Source organism: Mesorhizobium sp. CC13 (assembly GCF_039907765.1).
Classification (GTDB): Bacteria; Pseudomonadota; Alphaproteobacteria; order Rhizobiales; family Rhizobiaceae; genus Aminobacter.
Genome location: NZ_JARDJI010000002.1, coordinates 118,698 through 134,904 on the forward strand (window position 1 = coordinate 118,698; position 16,207 = coordinate 134,904).

Consider the following 16,207-nt stretch of genomic DNA (forward strand, 5'->3'; position numbering starts at 1 on the left):
CCGTACGGCGAAACGGCTTGAAAAGGCAAAAAGGACGAGGACAATGACGATCAATCTCAAGAAGCCGGATATCACCGAGCTCAAGCCGCGCATCACGGTGTTCGGCGTGGGGGGCGGCGGCGGCAACGCCGTCAACAACATGATCACCGCCGGCCTGCGTGGCGTCGAGTTCGTGGTGGCCAACACCGACGCACAGGCGCTGACGATGTCGAAGGCCGAGCGTCTCGTCCAGCTCGGCGCGCACGTGACCGAGGGTCTCGGCGCCGGCTCGCAGCCGGAAGTCGGCCGCGCCGCCGCCGAGGAGTGCATCGACGAGATCATCGACCACCTGTCGAACACCCATATGTGCTTCGTCACCGCCGGCATGGGCGGCGGCACCGGCACGGGTGCGGCGCCGGTCGTTGCCCGCGCAGCGCGCGAGAAAGGCATCCTGACCGTCGGCGTCGTCACCAAGCCGTTCCACTTCGAAGGCCAGCGCCGCATGAAGACGGCGGACATGGGCATCGAAGAGCTGCAGAAGTGCGTCGACACGCTGATCGTCATCCCGAACCAGAACCTCTTCCGCCTCGCCAACGACAAGACGACCTTCGCGGACGCCTTCGCCATGGCCGACCAGGTGCTCTACTCGGGCGTCGCCTGCATCACCGACCTGATGGTCAAGGAAGGCCTGATCAATCTCGACTTCGCCGACGTCCGTTCGGTGATGCGCGAGATGGGCAAGGCGATGATGGGCACCGGCGAGGCTTCGGGCGAGGGCCGCGCAATGGCCGCCGCCGAGGCCGCGATCGCCAACCCGCTGCTCGACGAGACCTCGATGAAGGGCGCCAAGGGCCTGCTGATCTCGATCACCGGCGGCCGCGACCTGACCCTGTTCGAGGTCGACGAAGCCGCGACCCGCATCCGCGAGGAAGTCGACCAGGATGCCAACATCATCCTCGGCGCGACCTTCGACGAGGATCTCGAAGGCGTCATCCGCGTCTCGGTGGTCGCCACCGGCATCGACAAGTCGGCGGCCGACATCGCCGCAGCGCCGCTGACCATCCGCCAGGCGCCGCCGAAGCCGGCGCAGCGTCCTGCCGCCGAGGTGCGCCCGGCACAGCCACAGGTTGCCGTCCAGGAGCAGCCGCGCATGGAAATGCGCAGCAACGATCCCGTTGCCGACGCGATCCGCCTGGCCGAATCCAACGCCGCCGCAATGGCGCAGCCGCGTGCCGCGACCCCGGCCGAGGACTTCCGCCCGCAGAGCAAGCTGTTCCAGGCTCCGCCCGCACAGCCCCAGCCGCAGGCCTATCAGCCGCAGCCGCAGTTCCACCAGCCGGCCCCGCAGCCCGTCGTGCAGCAACAGGTGGCACCTCAACGCGAGATGATGCAGCCGGCTCCGGCCCCGCGCATGCCTCGCGTCGAGGACTTCCCGCCGATGGTGAAAGCCGAGGTGGCCGCCAAGGCACAGCCGGTCGATCATGAGGAGCGTGGCCCGATGGGGCTGCTCAAGCGCCTGACCAGCGGCCTGACCCGCCGCGAGGAAGAGCCGGCGCGGCTCCAGCCGGCACAGCCGCGCGAACCGCGCCTGCGCCAGCCGGCTCCCGAGCAGCGTCGCGTGGCCAGCCAGGAAGCGCAGCTCTATGCGCCGCGCCGCGGCCAGCTCGACGAGCAGGGCCGGATCGCCCCGCAGCCCAGGCAGCAGGAAGACGATCAGCTGGAGATTCCGGCGTTCCTTCGCCGGCAAGCCAACTAAACTGTGAACGAGCGGTAACACTGATTGAAAGGCGGGCGTCTCGACGCCCGCCTTTTGATATGAAAAGGTAAGTCAAATCAGAAGGTTGAGGGGCCGAGTCGAAGCGGCCCCGCAGTTACACAGAGTAAGAAACCGTGATTTGGAGTCTATCAGCCGGAAGACTATCTTCGCGCCGACTGGTGCATCGGGCCGGAAGTCTATTTCAGCCAAATGCGGTGTGCAAAGTCGAGGAGCGTGCAACCGGCTTCGGTTCGAAGCCGCGGCGTTCCGAAGTCGGCAGGGCGGGTGCTGTGGGGATGAGGCACCGTCCATTCAAGCCGACGAGAGTCATGTTCCGCTTCATGGCGAAGCGGGCGTGACGTGGACGGGCATATGGGGATCGACTTGCAGGACTATCAGACAACTCTCAAATCGCGCGCGACGCTGTCGGGCATTGGCGTGCATAGCGGCAAGCCCGTGTCGATCCATTTCGTGCCGGCGGATGCCGACACGGGTGTAGTGTTCCACGTTGATGGCCGAGAGTTCCGCGCAATTGTGTCAGAAGTGGGTGCAACCGATCTTTGCACGCTGCTCGGCGACCCGGCCGGCGCGCATGTGGCGACGATCGAGCACCTGATGGCCGCCCTTTTCGGCCTCGGCATCGACAATCTCGCCATCGAGGTCGAAGGCAACGAGATCCCGATTCTCGACGGCAGCGCCGCGCAGTTCGTCGAAGCGATCGACCAGGCCGGCATCGAGACGCTTGCCGTCAAGCGCCGCTATATCCGCGTGCTGAAGCCGGTGCGAATCGAGAGCGGCGCCTCCTGGGCCGAGTTCCGTCCCTATGGCGGAACCCGCTTCGAGGTCGAGATCGATTTCGAGAGCCCGGCCATCGGCCGCCAGTCCTTCGCCTCGGACGTCAATGACGACATCTTCCGCCGGGAGATTTCGCGCGCCCGCACCTTCGGCTTCATGAAGGACGTGGAGCGCCTCTGGGCGGCAGGGTACGCGCTCGGCTCGTCGCTCGAGAACTCGGTGGTCATCGGCGACGACAACCACATCATCAACATCGAGGGCCTGCGCCATTCGAACGAGTTCGTGCGTCACAAGACGCTCGATGCCATGGGCGACTTGGCGCTCGCCGGCGCGCGCTTCATCGGCTGCTTCCGCTCCTATCGCGGCGGCCACAGGCTGAATGCCGCTGCGCTGCGCCGGCTGCTTTCGGATCGCTCCGCCTTCGAGATCGTCGAGACGTCGCGCCGCGAGCGCGGTCGCTCGGCTGAACTGATCGCCGTCAGCGCTGCCGTCCACGCGCCCTGGACCTTGTGACGGCCGGCATTCGCGGAATGGTGGTGTGGCCCTGCTGCACCACTTGGCCGGCGAAGTGGCACGGACTAGCGCGTGCCACAAAATTGCGCGAATGACCGGAGATAGCGTTGCCCGGCGCGGCCAGTTGTGATCTATGGCCGTTTGCCTAAAAGCGAAACTACGCCGAAGGGGCGGAATTCTGTGATGTCATTGATTCGTGCCGGTGGACCGAAGTTGCGCGTGAAGCCGATTGCCGTGGCGCTGTCGCTCGTCGTTCCCGGGCTTGCACTTTCCGGTTGCATGTCGAGCGAGGCGGATGTCGATCTCGCCACCTATGTCGAGCAGACCGAGCCGGCAGACGTGCTCTACAATCAGGGCCTCGCCAACCTCAATGCCGGCCGTCTGAAGGAGGCGAGCCGCAAGTTCGAGGCCGTAGACCGCCAGCATCCCTATTCGGAGTGGGCGCGCAAGTCCATGGTGATGGGTGCCTTCGCCAGCTATCGCCAGGGCTCCTACGAGGAAGCCATCAACTCGGCCAAGCGCTATCTGTCGCTCTACCCCTCGACCGACGACGCGGCCTACGCCCAGTACATCATCGGCCTGAGCTACTTCCGCCAGATCCGCGACGTCACCCAGGACCAGAAGGAAGCGCGGCGCACCATCGAGGCGATGCAGGAGGTCGTGCAGCGCTGGCCTCAGTCGGAATATGTCGACGACGCCAACGACAAGATCCGCTTTGCCCGCGACCAGCTCGCCGGCAAGGAAATGCAGATCGGCCGCTACTATCTCGAGCGCCGCGAGTACATCGCCGCCGCCAAGCGATTCCGCAACGTGGTCGAGACCTACTCGAACACGCGCCATGTCGAAGAGGCTCTGGCGCGTCTCACGGAGACCTACTACGCGATGGGCTTGACCTCGGAGGCGCAGACGGCCGCCGCGGTGCTCGGCCAGAACTACCCCGACAGCCAGTGGTACAAGGACTCCTACAAGCTGTTGCAGACCAACGGCCTGGAGCCGCGCGAAAATGCCGGCTCGTGGATCTCCAAGGCCGGGAAGCTGTTCTCCGGCGACGCCTGACCCCAAATCGATGCTCTCGCGACTGTCGATCCGCGATATCGTCCTGATCGAACGGCTGGACATCGATTTCAACGCGGGCCTTTCCGTGCTCACCGGCGAGACCGGCGCGGGCAAATCCATCCTTCTCGACGCATTGTCGCTCGCGCTCGGCGCGCGCGGCGATGCATCGCTCGTCCGCCACGGTACGAGCCAGGGGCAGGTGACGGCCGTCTTCGAAGTGCCGCGCAACCATCCCGCCCGGCAGATGCTCGCAGACAACGCCATCGAGGACGACGGCGACATCATCCTGCGGCGCGTGCAGACCGGCGACGGCCGCACCCGCGTCTTCGTCAACGATCAGCCGTCGAGCGTCACGCTGATGCGCGATATCGGCAGGGCGCTGGTCGAAATCCACGGACAGCATGACGACCGGGCGCTGGTCGATGCCGGCGCGCATCGCGAGGTGCTCGATTCCTTCGGCGGCCATGTCGGCGAGGCGAGCGCAACCGCCGAGGCCTGGAAGCTCTGGCGCAACGCCGAACAGGAATTGTCCCGCCACCGGGCACGCGTGGAGGCCGCGGCCCGCGAGGCCGAATATCTGCGCGCAGCCGTCACCGAACTCGGCAAGCTCGATCCGCAGCCGGGCGAGGAGACCGAGCTCGCGGAACTGCGCGCCTCGATGATGCGGGTCGAGAAGATCGCCTCCGAAATCCAGGATGCGCAGGACGTGCTGTCCGGCTCGTCGTCGCCGTTGCCGCAGCTGGCGAGCCTGTTGCGCCGGCTGCAGCGCAAGGCGGCCGAGGTGCCTGGCCTGCTCGACGAGGTGGTGAAGTCGCTCGACGAGGCGATGATCTCGCTCGATGCCGCACAGTCGGGCGTCGACGCGGCGCTGCGCGCCACCGAATACGACCCGCAGCGGCTGGAGAAGGCGGAGGAGCGGCTGTTCGCGCTGCGCGCCGCCGCCCGCAAGCACAACGTCGCCGTCGACGATCTCGCGAGGCTGCGCGACACGATGGTTGCCGACCTCGCCGATCTCGATGCCGGCGAGGAACGCCTGCACGGGCTCGAAAAACAGGCCGCCGCCGCCCGCGACGCCTATGACCGCGTCGCCGCCAATCTCTCCGAACTGCGCAAGACGGCCGCCGAGAGCCTGCGCAGGACGGTGATGGCGGAACTGCCGGCGCTCAAGCTCGAACGCGCCGAGTTCATCGTCGAGATGTCGAGCGAGGCCGACAACCGGCTGCAGGAAGGCATCGACCAGGTCGAGTTCTGGGTGCGCACCAATCCGGGCACACGGCCCGGGCCGATGATGAAGGTCGCTTCCGGCGGCGAGCTGTCGCGCTTCCTGCTCGCGCTCAAGGTCGCGCTCGCCGATCGCGGGTCGGCACCGACGCTCGTCTTCGACGAGATCGACACCGGCGTAGGCGGCGCCGTCGCCGACGCCATCGGCCAGCGGCTGGCGCGGCTCGCCAACCGCGTCCAGGTGCTCTCGGTCACCCACGCGCCGCAGGTCGCCGCGCGGGCGGAGACCCACTTCCTGATCTCGAAACAGGGCAACACCGACCGCGTCGCGACCGGCATCCACGAGATGGACCGGCCGGCGCGCCAGGAAGAGATCGCGCGCATGCTGTCGGGCGCGACCATCACCGAGGAGGCGCGGGCGGCAGCCGAGCGCCTGCTTCGCGAGAACACCGCAGCGGTTTCCTAGAGGCATGGGCGTGGATGGGCTGTCATTGTCAGGAGCCTGCGCGATCCTGCTGATTTGACGTGGAATTCGCCCTGGCTGCCTCCCGTGAGCGGGCATCCTGATCTATGGTGGCGCGCCGTTTGATGGAGCCGCACCATGTCCGAAAAAGCCGTCGATTCGCTGAACGAGGCCGAGGCCGCCGTCGAGCTTGGGCGGCTGGCCGAGGAAATCGCCGAGCACGACCGGCGCTATCACGCCGAGGACGCGCCGTCGATCTCGGATGCCGACTATGACGCCCTGCGCCGGCGCAACCTTGCCATCGAACAGCGCTTCCCGCATCTGGTGCGCGAGGACTCGCCATCCAGGACCGTGGGCGCGGCCGTCTCGGAGAAATTCGGCAAGGTCACGCATGTCGTGCCGATGCTGTCGCTCGACAATGCCTTCGCCGACGAGGACGTCGGCGAATTCGTCGGCCGGATCAGGCGTTTCCTCAGGCTTTCCGCCGAAGAGCCAATCGCAATCACGGCCGAGCCCAAGATCGACGGCCTGTCGCTTTCCATCCGCTACGAGGGCGGGCGGCTGGTGACGGCGGCGACGCGCGGCGACGGGCAGGTGGGCGAGAACGTGACGGCGAACGCCCGCACCATCGCCGACATTCCCAACGTGCTTCACGGCGACTTCCCCGAAGTGCTCGAGGTGCGCGGCGAGGTGTACATGAGCCATGCCGACTTTGCCGAACTCAACCGGCGCAACGGCGAGGCCGGCAGGCAGATCTTCGCCAATCCGCGCAATGCGGCCGCCGGGTCGCTGCGCCAGCTCGACACTTCGATCACGGCGAGCCGACCGCTGCGATTCTTCGCCTATGCCTGGGGCGAGGTGAGCGAGATGCCCGCCGACACGCAGATGGGCATGGTCGCCGCATTCGGCCGCTACGGCTTCAAGACCAACCCGCTGATGAAGGTGTTCGACGGCGTGGACGGTCTCCTGTCGCAATACAGGCTGATCGAGGTCGACCGAGCGGCGCTGGGCTACGACATCGACGGTGTCGTCTACAAGGTCGACCGCCTCGACCTGCAGCAGCGCCTGGGCTTCGTCTCGCGCAGCCCGCGCTGGGCCATCGCCCACAAGTTCCCGGCCGAGAAGGCGATGACCATCCTCACCGGCATCGACATCCAGGTCGGGCGCACCGGCGCGCTGACGCCGGTGGCGCGGCTGCAGCCGGTGACGGTGGGTGGCGTGGTGGTGACCAACGCCACGCTGCACAACGAGGACTACATCAAGGGCATCGGCAACAGCGGCCAGGCGATCCGTGCGGGGCGCGACATCCGTGTCGGCGACACGGTCATCGTGCAGCGGGCAGGGGACGTCATCCCGCAGATCCTCGACGTGGTGCTGGAGAAGCGCCCCGCCGATGCGCGGTCCTATCAGTTCCCGACGCTCTGCCCGGCCTGCGGCAGCCATGCCGTGCGCGAGGAGGGCGAAGCGGTGCGGCGCTGCACCGGCGGGCTGATCTGTCCGGCGCAGGCGGTGGAACGGCTCCGCCACTTCGTGTCGCGCAACGCGCTCGACATCGAGGGCCTGGGCGAAAAGCAGATCGAGTTCTTCTTCCAGTCGCAGGACCCGTCGCTGCACATCGGCTCGCCTGCCGACATCTTCACGCTCAAGCGGCGCCAGGAGGCCTCGCTGACCAAGCTTGAGAACATCGAGGGTTTTGGCGCGACCTCGACGCGCAAGCTGTTTGCGGCAATCGACGACCGCCGCGAGGTGGAGTTCTCGCGTCTGCTGTTCGCGCTCGGCATCCGCCACATCGGCGAGACCAACGCCAAGCGGCTCGCCCGCCACTACATCAGCTTCGCTGCCTTCCGCGCGGCGGGCATGGACGCCGTGATGCCCGAGGGCAAGGGCGACAAGGGCAATGCCGTCTGGCAGGAACTGATCGCGATCAACGGCATCGGCTCCATCGTCGCCGAGGCGGTGGTCGAGTTCTTCGCCGAGGAGCACAACCGCCAGGTCGTCGAGGCGCTGCTGGCGGAAGTCACGCCGCGCGACGAGGAGCGCATCGGCGACGTGTCGTCGCCGGTCTCCGGCAAGACGGTGGTGTTCACCGGCTCGCTCGAGAAGATGTCGCGCGACGAGGCCAAGGCCATGGCCGAGAAGCTCGGCGCCAAGGTCGCAGGCTCGGTATCGAAGAAGACCGACCTCGTGGTGGCGGGCCCGGGGGCAGGCTCGAAGCTCAAGACCGCCACAGACCTCGGCATAGAGGTGATCACCGAGGACCAGTGGTTCGAAAGGGTCGGCCGGTCGTGAGCCGGTTTCGCTGATCCTTGGCTCAACCGAATTGATGTGACAGGCGGCGCCCGCCGACCTATTCAGGGCCTCCCTAAGCAGGAGACCGCAGTCTTGAACAATCGCCAAGGTCAGTTCTGGCGGGGCGTGCGCATGAGCGTACCGGTCGTGGTCGCGTCGGCGCCCTTCGCCATCCTGTTCGGGGCGCTGGCGGTCGACAACGGCCTTTCCGTCTACGAGGCGACGTTCATGAGCGCCACGATCTATGCCGGCGCGAGCCAGCTGGTCGGCATCGAGCTGTTCGGCCAGAACGTCGCGCCCTGGCTCGTGGTCCTGTCCATCTTCGCGGTCAATTTCCGCCACGTGCTCTATTCGGCGGCGGTGGGCCAGTTCATCAGCCACTGGTCGGTCTTCAAGCAGGCCTTCGGCTATTTCTTCCTGGTCGACCCCCAATATGCGGAAACCGAGCGGCTCGGCGAAAGCGGTGAGCAGGTGAGCTTCGCCTGGTACATGGGCATGGCGACGCCCATCTACGTGTTCTGGGTGGCGGAAAGCGCACTCGGCGCGCTGTTCGGCCGGCTGATCCCCAATCCCCATGCGCTCGGGCTGGATTTCCTGCTGCCGATCTATTTCCTCGGACTGGTCATGAGTTTCCGCAAGCGCTCGCGCTGGCTGCCCATCGTCGTCGCCAGCGCCGTGGCGTCCATGATCGCCTACAAGACGATCGGTTCGCCCTGGCACGTCACTGTCGGCGCGCTTGCCGGCGTCCTGCTTGCCGCCGCCCTGCCGGTGCGGGCTGGTGCGGCTGCGGAGGCAACGGCATGAGCACGACGCTGTGGATCATCATCGGCGGCGCGGTCGCGACCTATCTGACGCGGATCGGCGGGCACCTGGTCATTTCGCGCTTCGAGCGCGTCCATCCGCGCGTCGAGGCCGGGCTCAACGCGGTGCCGGCGGCGGTGCTGACCACGCTGGTGGCGCCGGCGGCGCTCTCGGCCGGCCCATCGGAGCTTGCCGCGCTGGCGGTCGCCGCGGCCGTGTCGCTGCGCGGCAGCCTGATGGCGATGTTCCTGGCCGGCGCCGCGGTGCTGATAGCGCTGCGGCACTTCATCGGCTGAGGACCGTCGCCACCAGGCGGCGGTCCGGTTGGCTTTCCTCGCTCAGACGATCGGCTTCGCCGCCTTCTCCAGCCACGCCAGGGTTTCCCCGTCGAGCATCGGTCCGATCTCGGCCAGGACGCGGGCATGATAGGCGTTCAGCCAGTCCAGCTCCTCGCGGGTGAGCAGGTCGGTGCGCAGCATGCGCTGGTCGAAGGGCGCCAGCGTCAGCGTCTCGAAGCCATGCATGGCGATGTCGCCGCCCGCAAGCCCGTCGGGGCGCGTGACCAGGATCAGGTTTTCCAGCCGGATGCCGTATTGGCCGGGCTTGTAGTAGCCCGGTTCGTTGGACAGGATCATGCCGGCAAGCAGCTTCTCGACGCCGGTCTTGGCGATGCGCTGCGGACCCTCGTGCACCGCCAGATAGGAGCCGACGCCGTGCCCGGTGCCGTGGGCATAGTCTAGCCCGCGCTTCCACAATGCGCTGCGAGCGAGGGGGTCGATGTCGGCGCCGCGGGTGCCGGCGGGAAAGCGCGCCGCAGAGACCGCGATCAGGCCCTTGAGCACCAGGGTGTAGCGCTCGCGCATCTCCTCGGTCGGCGTGCCGACGGGAACGGTGCGGGTGATGTCGGTGGTGCCGTCCTCGTATTGTGCGCCCGAATCCAGCAAGAACAGCTCACCCTCGCCCAGCACACGGTTCGTCGCGTGCGACACACGGTAGTGCATGATGGCCCCGTGCGGCCCGGAACCCGAAATGGTGGCGAAGGAGACGTCGCGCAGCGGCATCTGCGTTTCCTCGCCGGTGATGCGCCTGGATTCCTCGAGCCTGGTGACGACCGCGATTTCGTCGACGCTGCCGGGCGCCTGCCGGTCGAGCCAGCAGAGCAGCTTGGCGACGGCCGCCCCGTCGCGGCGATGCGCCGCCCGCGTGCCCGCGACCTCGGCGCTGTTCTTGGTGGCGCGGGGGAGGCGGGCCGGGTCGGGCGCCGAAACGACGGTGCCGCCGTTGTCCTCGACCAGCGCGCGCAGCCTTTCGGCGGCAAGCGCCGGGTCGAGCGCGATCCGGGCGCCAGAGGCAGCAAGGTCGGCGACGAAGTTCTCGAGGTCGCCGGGAGCCCTGATCGCGGCAAGCTGCGTCAGGTATGCTTCCTCGGTGCGGCCGAGCTTGCGCTTGTCGAGGAAGACGGCGTGCCGGCCGTCGGCTGCCAGCACTGCGAAGCCGAGCGCCAGCGGCGTGTGGGGCACGTCGCCGCCACGGATGTTGAACGTCCAGGCCAGTGACGACGGGTCGGTGAGCACGGCGTGGGTGGCGCCGTCGGCGGCGATGGCCGACGCCAGGCGCTTCAGCTTGTCCTTGGCGAGTTCGCCCGCATAGGCCTCCGGATGGATGTGGGCCGGAGCCAGCGGCGGCTCGGGCTGGTCCTGCCAGATGGCATCGACGGGATTGCGGGAAAGCGGCACCAGGGTCGCGCCCACCTTTTCCGCCGAGGCGGTGAGGGCCTTGACGTCGCCGACTGTGTGCAGCCATGGATCGAAGCCCAGCCGCGCGCTCTTGGGCAGGTTCTCCCTGATCCAGGCGGCCGGCGGGTTGTCGACGAGACTTTCGATCGCAAAGACGTCGAGATCGACCTGGTCGCGCACCTGCAGGGTGTAGCGGCCGTCGACGAAGACGAAGGCACTCCCGGCGAGCACGATCGCCACGCCCGCCGATCCGCTGAAGCCGGTCAGCCATTTCAACCGCTCGGAACGAGGGGCGACATACTCGCCCTGGTGCTCGTCGGCACGCGGCACGATGAAGCCGTCGAGGCCGTTGTCGGAGAGCCATTGCCTGAGAAGGGCGACGCGGGGCTTGCCCACCGAAGGGTCGCCGGCGGATTCGAAGGACTGGAACATGGAAGTACCCGTATGCTTAATCTTCGGTAAAGGTAACTTTGCAGGCCCTGGCTGGCAACGCCGCGGGCATGGGCCAGAAGCGAATGAGGGTCACCAAGGGCTGCAGCCCGGGCGTGCCGGCGCAGCTTCCGCCGAGCGGCCATGGCCAGTCAGATGCCGATGTTTCAGCTTCAGCGCTTGAGGTGAATGGTCACCCAGCCCTCGCGGTGGAACGTCTCGACGTGGCGAAAATGCTGCGCCGTATAAGCATCGAGCACCGCGTCGTGCTGGCGGTCGAGGATGCCCGACAGGATCAGCGAGCCGGCAGGGGCGAGATGGGTCGCCATTTCCGGGGCGAGCTGCATCAGCGGCTGTGCCAGGATGTTGGCGACGATCAGGTCGAACGGGCCATGCGTCGCAAAGACCGGGTCGTCGAACCCTTCCGCCGTCGCCGTCTCGACGTGCTGGGCCACACCGTTGAGCCTGACGTTGGCGGCCGCGACTTCGGTGGCGACCGGATCGATGTCGGTGGCGAGCACGGCAATCGGCGCGAGCTTGGCGACGGCGATGGCGAGCACGGCGCTGCCGGTGCCGAGATCCAGGGCGTTTGCCGGCTTCTCGCCGGCCACGACCTTCTCGATCATCTCGAGGCAGCCGGCGGTCGTGCCGTGATGGCCGGTGCCGAAGGCGAGGCCGGCCTCGATCTCGATGGCGATCTGGCCCGGGCGCACTTCGCTCCGGTCGTGCGAGCCATGGACGATGAAGCGCCCGGCCTCGACCGGCTTCAGCCCTTCCAGCGACTTCGCCACCCAGTCGACGTCCGGCAGGACCTCGCGGCCGATCGGCCCGGCGTGGCCGGCTTCGGCCAGCACGGTGGCCATGCGGCGCTCGATGTCGGCTATGTCGCCGTCGGCATAGAGCGAGACCTCCTGGATGTCGCGGTCCTCGTCGACCTCGAGCACGGCGATCGGCCAGCCGTCCTCCTCGAAGACGGTCTCGAGGGCGGCGAAGATGCGGCTCGCGGCTTCGCGTCCGGTGATGATGTGCAGCCGTGTCTGGGGCATGTCCTGTCCAGGAAAAATGTCAGCCTTCGTTGGCCAGGCGCTTGAGCTTGGCGAGCGCAGCCGTGGGATTCTCCTCATAGGCGATGGTGCCGAAGAAATCACCCTTGCTGTCGAGCAGCAGGACCGAAGCTGTGTGGTCCATCGTATAGTCGCCGCCTTCGGTCGGAACCTTCTTGAGATAGATGCCGAAGGACTTGGCCATGGCGCGGACCTTTTCGGGGTCGCCAGTGATGCCGGTGATGCGCTGGGAGACGTTGCCGACATATTTGTCCATGACCTCGGCGGTGTCGCGCTCTGGGTCGACGGTGACGAAATAGGCGCGGATGTCCTTGCCCTCGTCGCCGAGCTGCTCCAGCCAGCTGTCCAGCTCGACCAGCGTGGTTGGGCAGACTTCGGGGCAGTTGGTGAAGCCGAAGAAGACGGCGCTCGGCTGGCCGCGGAAAGCCTGCTCGGTAATGCCCTGGCCCTTCTGGTCGACGAGCGCGAAGGGCGCGCCGAAAGCCTGGCCGCTGTTCTGGCCGCGATACCAGTCGAAGGTCAGCCAGCCGACGCCGGCGGCCATGAGGATCAGAATGCCGGCAAGGATCGTGCGCATCATCGGTCTAGGATTCCGTGGAATGAGAGGTTCAGAAGCACCAGGACATGCCGGCTTCGACGAGCGACATGAAGATACCCGCGCCGTTGTCCAGCCAGGACGCGAAGGCGAGGCCGGTGGCCGCCGCAAACGCGGCCAGGCCGAGCGCGACCCCCGCCGTCTTCGCCATGGACATGGGCAGAGCCTGTTTCATTCTTCCTACATAGCGTGCCGCGAGCCCTACCAAAAGGGACATGTTGACGCCGGTCCATGCGCCAGCGCCCCGGCGACGCTACGCTCTTGCAAGGAGCGCAGCGTCGACCCAAGTGAAGGTGGCAACAGGATCTCAGGAGGTTTCCATGCGGCTTCGCCTTTCCGCCCTCGCCGCGGCTCTCGCCTTGGGCGCCACCGTTCCGGCCGTCGCCCAGCAGGTGGGGGAAGTCGGTGTCGACTGGTTCGGCAACGACATCATCGTCGAGGCGATCAAGGACCCGAAGGTCGAGGGCGTGACCTGCCACGTCTCCTATTTCGACCGGGGCGTGATCGACAGGCTGCAGAAGGGCAACTGGTTCGAGAATCCCTCCGACACGGCGATTTCGTGCCGGCAGACCGGGCCTATCACCATCAGCGACATCGATCTGGGCGAGGACGGCGAGGAGGTGTTCAAGCAGGGCATCAGCCTGATCTGGAAGGAGCAGGTGGTGAACCGCATCTACGACAAGCAGAACCAGACGCTGATCTATCTCGCCCATTCGCGCCAGGTGCAGGACGGCTCGGCCAAGATGTCGATGACGACGGTGCCGCTCTACGGCCAGGAGGTCGTGTGGACCAAGGGCAAGCCCGAGTAGCTTGCGGGCCGAACGCAGCAAGCGTAAAGCCGCGATATGGACACGCCCGCTGACCTGCGCTTCAAGGATGACGAACCGCGCATCCATCCGACCGCCGAGCTGAAGGGGTGTCGGCTCGGCCGGCATGTCGCCATCGGCGAGCGCGTGGTGCTGCGCGAAGTGACGGTCGGCGATTATTCCTATTTCGAGCGCCACGCCGAAGCGATCTACACGACGATCGGCAAATTCTGCTCGATCGCGGCGAACACCCGCATCAATGCGCTCGAACATCCGATGGAACGGCTGACGACGCACAAGGTGAGCTACCGGCCGAACGAGTATTTCCGCTATCTCGGCGTCGACGGCGATTTCCGCGAGCGGCGGCGGGCGAAGCCGGTGACGGTCGGCAACGACGTCTGGATCGGCCACGGCGCGGTGATCATGCCGGGCGTGAGCATTGGCAACGGGGCGGTGATCGGCGCCAATGCGGTGGTGACCCGCGACGTCGGGCCCTTCGAGGTTTTTGCCGGCGTGCCGGCCAGGCGGCTGAAGATGCGCTTTCCGGCCGAGGTCGTGGCGCGGATCGAGGCGCTCGCCTGGTGGGATTGGCCGGCCGAGCGACTGTTCGAGGCGATCCCCGACATACAGCGCCTGCCGATCGAGGATTTCCTCGACCGCTGGAGCTAGCGGCGGCGTTCGGGCGCGGACGGGGAGGCCGGCATGGAGACAATCCGCATCAAGCGGGTCTACGAGGCCCCGGCGCCGGACGACGGCTTGCGGGTGCTCGTCGACCGGATATGGCCGCGGGGGATCACCAAGGCCACTGCTGCGGTCGATCTGTGGATGAAGGAGGTCGCGCCTTCGACCGAACTGCGGCAATGGTTCGGGCACGACCCGGCCCGCTGGGAGGAGTTCCGCCGGCGCTACCACGGCGAACTGGGCGCGCGGCAGGACCTGCTCGCCGAACTCCAGGCCCACGCCGCGAAGGGACGGCTGACCCTCGTATTTTCCGCGCACGATGCGGAGCACAACCAGGCCGTGGTGCTCAGGGAGGCCCTGGAGGGGAAGGCCTCGCCGACCCAGTGACGGAACCCATTGCCGCGTCCTCGTGTTTTGATCGTTGCACAGAGGAAGCCGCGATGTTCGAACGACCGTTCACGCGCATTGCCAACCGGGTCGCCTATGCCGCCGGGATGCCGTCGGCGTTCATGATCTGCTGCCTGGTGATCGTGGTCTGGGCGGTGACGGGGCCGATCTTCGGCTTCTCCGATACCTGGCAGCTCATCATCAACACCGGCACGACCATCATAACCTTCCTGATGGTGTTCCTGATCCAGAACACCCAGAACCGCGACGGCGTGGCGATCCAGGCCAAGCTGGACGAGCTGATACGCGTAGGCCGCGCCAGCAACGCGCTGATCGGCATCGAGCACCTGACCGAGTCGGAGGTGGAAGAGATCCGCGAGAAATGCGAGGCGGCGGCGAAGCGGCACGAGCAGGCGCGGCAGGCGGACCATGCGGCGGCCAAAACAAGGGCACACTGAGAGGCGCGGCCAGTGGCGGAGGTCGACAGGCTGTCGACCGTGTCACGGCACGAGCCGCTTTACCTAGCTCCGGACATCCGGTTGACGCTTTGCCGTCTACGGACCAAGATCGCGACGGGTGGGCATGCCGTGACTGACTGGTTGAAGATCCTCAACGAACAGGCCGAGACGGGCGCGGAGATGGCACGCGAGGTGCCGGCCACGCTGGCAAATCCAGACATCAGCCGCGACCAGGTGAAGAAGCTGTTCGCGGCGCTCGAGCAGCAGGCCGAATTCGTCGAGCGGCTGCGGCAGGTGCTCGAGTCCAATGACTTCGAGCCCGAGGTCGTGGTCGCCGCCGAGGCGCTCGAGGAGCAATATGCCGAACTTGCCGCCGCAGCAGCCGAAAGGCTGAAGGAGATGCGCGCGACCACGCGCGTCGCAAGCTAGGCCCGGCGCCTGCTTTTCCGGCGTTGGACGATCGGGTCCCTTCAAGGCACAAGCGCCGGCGCATCTGGTGACGCGTCGGCGCTCCGAATTCAGGCCGGCGGCGTACCGGGGTGGATGATCTTCCTGACCTCGGCACGGAACTCGGGCGTGTCCTTTTCGCCATGGACGGCCACGGCGTGCTGCACGGCAGCGTTGATCAGCTCTTCTTCATTGTCGGCCGCAATGGCGACCGAGCATTTCATTTCACTGGGGTATTCGCGGCAATCGATATATTGGCGCATCGTCTTCGCCTCCTTGCGACACAACATCAGCGCGCGCTAATCTTATGCTTGGGGCGCGGGTACGGCAACCTGCATGAAAGGAGATGCGGCCTGACCGAATGCATCAGGGGCGGCTGTCCTGTTGCGGGGCCGCGCTTTTGGCTGGGGAAAGGGCGGGGAGAGTTAACCTTGGTCGCGAGGCCCAAAATGAAATATCCTGCGGGCATGGACGGCAAGAAGATTACTTCCGCCGAAGAGCGCGACTTGATCGACAGCGCTGAACGCGGCGAATGGGTTTCGACCGGCGAGATCGAGGCGCGCCGCGCCTTCTGGCGCGAGGCGGCCAAGGGCGTGCTCGACGGCAAGCGGCAGCGTATCTCGATCCCCGAGCGCGACCTCGCGCGGCTCAAGGCTAGGGCGGCGGAAGAGGGGATGCCCTATCAGACGCTGATCAACTCGATCCTGCACAAATATGGGGAGAGGTAAGGG

18 protein-coding genes are annotated in these 16,207 nt (G+C 66.7%); 13 read left to right on the forward strand and 5 right to left on the reverse strand.

Going from position 1 to position 16,207, the window contains the following annotated elements; genetic code table 11:
- Positions 1-43: 43 nt before the first annotated feature.
- From ftsZ to PV773_RS03625, 7 genes are all read left to right on the forward strand, one after another.
- Complete coding sequence (gene ftsZ, locus PV773_RS03595; protein WP_347965033.1) at positions 44-1,735, forward strand: cell division protein FtsZ; 1,692 nt, start codon at positions 44-46, stop codon at positions 1,733-1,735.
- Between the two features lie 372 nt (positions 1,736-2,107).
- Positions 2,108-3,043 (forward strand): UDP-3-O-acyl-N-acetylglucosamine deacetylase, encoded by a 936-nt coding sequence (gene lpxC, locus PV773_RS03600; protein ID WP_347965034.1) that lies wholly within the window; start codon positions 2,108-2,110, stop codon positions 3,041-3,043.
- Positions 3,044-3,226: 183 nt separating this feature from the next.
- Entirely contained in the window at positions 3,227-4,099 is an 873-nt protein-coding gene (locus PV773_RS03605) for an outer membrane protein assembly factor BamD (RefSeq protein ID WP_347965035.1), read from the forward strand.
- 10 nt (positions 4,100-4,109) lie between these two features.
- Entirely contained in the window at positions 4,110-5,786 is a 1,677-nt protein-coding gene (gene recN, locus PV773_RS03610) for a DNA repair protein RecN (RefSeq protein ID WP_347965036.1), read from the forward strand.
- Between the two features lie 135 nt (positions 5,787-5,921).
- Positions 5,922-8,072, forward strand: coding sequence for an NAD-dependent DNA ligase LigA (gene ligA, locus PV773_RS03615; protein WP_347965037.1), 2,151 nt, complete (start codon positions 5,922-5,924; stop codon positions 8,070-8,072).
- Between the two features lie 132 nt (positions 8,073-8,204).
- Complete coding sequence (locus PV773_RS03620; protein WP_347965419.1) at positions 8,205-8,876, forward strand: AzlC family ABC transporter permease; 672 nt, start codon at positions 8,205-8,207, stop codon at positions 8,874-8,876.
- Positions 8,873-9,169 carry an AzlD family protein gene (locus tag PV773_RS03625; protein WP_347965038.1) on the forward strand — a complete coding sequence of 99 codons (297 nt, stop codon included), beginning with the start codon at positions 8,873-8,875 and terminating at the stop codon, positions 9,167-9,169. The genes PV773_RS03620 and PV773_RS03625 overlap by 4 nt, the downstream gene beginning before the upstream one ends.
- 42 nt (positions 9,170-9,211) lie before the next feature.
- Here PV773_RS03625 and PV773_RS03630 read toward each other — a convergent pair whose 3' ends face one another.
- The 4 genes from PV773_RS03630 to PV773_RS03645 form a co-directional block, all read right to left on the reverse strand.
- Positions 9,212-11,041 (reverse strand): aminopeptidase P family protein, encoded by a 1,830-nt coding sequence (locus tag PV773_RS03630; RefSeq protein ID WP_347965039.1) that lies wholly within the window; start codon positions 11,039-11,041, stop codon positions 9,212-9,214.
- Between the two features lie 170 nt (positions 11,042-11,211).
- The gene (locus tag PV773_RS03635; RefSeq protein WP_347965040.1) at positions 11,212-12,084 is read right to left on the reverse strand and encodes a 50S ribosomal protein L11 methyltransferase; all 873 of its coding nucleotides are present in this window, start codon (positions 12,082-12,084) and stop codon (positions 11,212-11,214) included.
- Positions 12,085-12,103: 19 nt separating this feature from the next.
- Complete coding sequence (locus tag PV773_RS03640) at positions 12,104-12,682, reverse strand: SCO family protein (protein WP_347965041.1); 579 nt, start codon at positions 12,680-12,682, stop codon at positions 12,104-12,106.
- A gap of 28 nt (positions 12,683-12,710) precedes the next feature.
- Positions 12,711-12,854: a hypothetical protein gene (locus tag PV773_RS03645; protein ID WP_347965042.1), complete on the reverse strand. Its 144-nt coding sequence runs from the start codon at positions 12,852-12,854 to the stop codon at positions 12,711-12,713.
- 163 nt (positions 12,855-13,017) lie between these two features.
- On the opposite strand from PV773_RS03645, the gene PV773_RS03650 reads away from it, so the two are divergent.
- The 5 genes from PV773_RS03650 to PV773_RS03670 all read left to right on the forward strand — a co-directional run bounded on the left by PV773_RS03650 (position 13,018) and on the right by PV773_RS03670 (position 15,458).
- Positions 13,018-13,506: a CreA family protein gene (locus tag PV773_RS03650; protein WP_347965043.1), complete on the forward strand. Its 489-nt coding sequence runs from the start codon at positions 13,018-13,020 to the stop codon at positions 13,504-13,506.
- Between the two features lie 36 nt (positions 13,507-13,542).
- On the forward strand, positions 13,543-14,172 hold the full coding sequence (locus tag PV773_RS03655) for a DapH/DapD/GlmU-related protein (protein WP_347965044.1): 630 nt from the start codon (positions 13,543-13,545) through the stop codon (positions 14,170-14,172).
- A gap of 33 nt (positions 14,173-14,205) precedes the next feature.
- Complete coding sequence (locus tag PV773_RS03660; protein ID WP_347965045.1) at positions 14,206-14,571, forward strand: DUF488 domain-containing protein; 366 nt, start codon at positions 14,206-14,208, stop codon at positions 14,569-14,571.
- A gap of 53 nt (positions 14,572-14,624) precedes the next feature.
- Entirely contained in the window at positions 14,625-15,029 is a 405-nt protein-coding gene (locus PV773_RS03665) for a low affinity iron permease family protein (protein WP_347965046.1), read from the forward strand.
- A gap of 129 nt (positions 15,030-15,158) precedes the next feature.
- Complete coding sequence (locus PV773_RS03670; RefSeq protein ID WP_347965047.1) at positions 15,159-15,458, forward strand: hypothetical protein; 300 nt, start codon at positions 15,159-15,161, stop codon at positions 15,456-15,458.
- An 89-nt stretch (positions 15,459-15,547) separates the two neighbouring features.
- Here PV773_RS03670 and PV773_RS03675 read toward each other — a convergent pair whose 3' ends face one another.
- Positions 15,548-15,739 carry a DUF1059 domain-containing protein gene (locus tag PV773_RS03675; RefSeq protein ID WP_347965048.1) on the reverse strand — a complete coding sequence of 64 codons (192 nt, stop codon included), beginning with the start codon at positions 15,737-15,739 and terminating at the stop codon, positions 15,548-15,550.
- Between the two features lie 186 nt (positions 15,740-15,925).
- Between PV773_RS03675 and PV773_RS03680 the strand changes: the two genes are divergently transcribed.
- Entirely contained in the window at positions 15,926-16,204 is a 279-nt protein-coding gene (locus tag PV773_RS03680) for a DNA-binding protein (protein WP_347965049.1), read from the forward strand.
- Positions 16,205-16,207 lie beyond the last annotated feature (3 nt).

Bases quoted from the DNA above. Each gene is read 5' to 3' on its own strand.
- ftsZ (WP_347965033.1), top strand. From the start codon at position 44: ATGACGATCAATCTCAAGAAGCCGGATATCACCGAGCTCAAGCCGCGC.
- lpxC (WP_347965034.1), top strand. From the start codon at position 2,108: ATGGGGATCGACTTGCAGGACTATCAGACAACTCTCAAATCGCGCGCG.
- PV773_RS03605 (WP_347965035.1), top strand. From the start codon at position 3,227: ATGTCATTGATTCGTGCCGGTGGACCGAAGTTGCGCGTGAAGCCGATT.
- recN (WP_347965036.1), top strand. From the start codon at position 4,110: ATGCTCTCGCGACTGTCGATCCGCGATATCGTCCTGATCGAACGGCTG.
- ligA (WP_347965037.1), top strand. From the start codon at position 5,922: ATGTCCGAAAAAGCCGTCGATTCGCTGAACGAGGCCGAGGCCGCCGTC.
- PV773_RS03620 (WP_347965419.1), top strand. From the start codon at position 8,205: ATGAGCGTACCGGTCGTGGTCGCGTCGGCGCCCTTCGCCATCCTGTTC.
- PV773_RS03625 (WP_347965038.1), top strand. From the start codon at position 8,873: ATGAGCACGACGCTGTGGATCATCATCGGCGGCGCGGTCGCGACCTAT.
- PV773_RS03630 (WP_347965039.1), bottom strand. From the start codon at position 11,041: ATGTTCCAGTCCTTCGAATCCGCCGGCGACCCTTCGGTGGGCAAGCCC.
- PV773_RS03635 (WP_347965040.1), bottom strand. From the start codon at position 12,084: ATGCCCCAGACACGGCTGCACATCATCACCGGACGCGAAGCCGCGAGC.
- PV773_RS03640 (WP_347965041.1), bottom strand. From the start codon at position 12,682: ATGATGCGCACGATCCTTGCCGGCATTCTGATCCTCATGGCCGCCGGC.
- PV773_RS03645 (WP_347965042.1), bottom strand. From the start codon at position 12,854: ATGTCCATGGCGAAGACGGCGGGGGTCGCGCTCGGCCTGGCCGCGTTT.
- PV773_RS03650 (WP_347965043.1), top strand. From the start codon at position 13,018: ATGCGGCTTCGCCTTTCCGCCCTCGCCGCGGCTCTCGCCTTGGGCGCC.
- PV773_RS03655 (WP_347965044.1), top strand. From the start codon at position 13,543: ATGGACACGCCCGCTGACCTGCGCTTCAAGGATGACGAACCGCGCATC.
- PV773_RS03660 (WP_347965045.1), top strand. From the start codon at position 14,206: ATGGAGACAATCCGCATCAAGCGGGTCTACGAGGCCCCGGCGCCGGAC.
- PV773_RS03665 (WP_347965046.1), top strand. From the start codon at position 14,625: ATGTTCGAACGACCGTTCACGCGCATTGCCAACCGGGTCGCCTATGCC.
- PV773_RS03675 (WP_347965048.1), bottom strand. From the start codon at position 15,739: ATGCGCCAATATATCGATTGCCGCGAATACCCCAGTGAAATGAAATGC.
- PV773_RS03680 (WP_347965049.1), top strand. From the start codon at position 15,926: ATGAAATATCCTGCGGGCATGGACGGCAAGAAGATTACTTCCGCCGAA.